General features: G+C 61.0%; 2 rRNA genes. Both read left to right on the top strand.

What is annotated here, in order from left to right:
• A 23S ribosomal RNA gene (locus A6302_RS20620) occupies window positions 1-210 on the top strand; the annotation flags it as partial.
• A gap of 182 nt (window positions 211-392) precedes the next feature.
• Window positions 393-507, top strand: a 5S ribosomal RNA gene (rrf, locus tag A6302_RS20615).
• Window positions 508-741 lie beyond the last annotated feature (234 nt).

Genomic DNA, 741 nt, shown 5'->3' with positions numbered 1-741 from the left:
ACCTCTGGTGGACCTGTTGTGGCGCCAGCCGCATTGCAGGGTAGCTAAGTGCGGACTAGATAACCGCTGAAGGCATCTAAGCGGGAAACTAACCTCAAAACCAGTACTCCCTATCAGAGCCGTGGTAGACCACCACGTCGATAGGCCGGGTGTGGAAGCGTGGCAACACGTGAAGCTTACCGGTACTAATAGCTCGACCGGCTTCATCGCTCTCATTATCAACGCTCATCCCGTCTCCAATCGGACTGCAATCCGAACGGAGATCAAGCCAGCGTAACGTCCCCCCACCGGCGGACACGCGCTGCAACGGCGTTGCCCGCGCCTCAGCGCCCGCAACGCTCGCCTGACACACCCAGGCAACGATCATCCAGACCATTCCTGAGCTTCGCCGGCCTGGTGGCCATAGCGGGGACCCTGCACCCGATCCCATTCCGAACTCGGCCGTGAAATGCCCCAGCGCCAATGGTACTTCGTCTCAAGACGCGGGAGAGTAGGTCACCGCCAGGCCTGCAAAGCTCAGGAAATACACATACAAATCCTCACGAGACACAATCTTCTCTCCACAAAACCAACACACAGCACAACACACGAACAGCCCCGCAGGCCACAAGCCGCGGGGCTGTTCGCGTTTGCAAGGCCCGACACGAGGCATCAGGCGCAGGCAAGTCCGCGCCGCGAATATCGAGCGGCGGGCCGGTGTCCGCCCGCGCCTTGTCCGCCGACCATGCCGGTCCGCTATCC

This window comes from Methylobrevis pamukkalensis (assembly GCF_001720135.1).
Lineage (GTDB): Bacteria > Pseudomonadota > Alphaproteobacteria > Rhizobiales > Pleomorphomonadaceae > Methylobrevis > Methylobrevis pamukkalensis.
The sequence above is the reverse complement of the archived record's forward strand: the minus strand, read 5'-3'. Positions and strand labels throughout refer to the sequence as shown.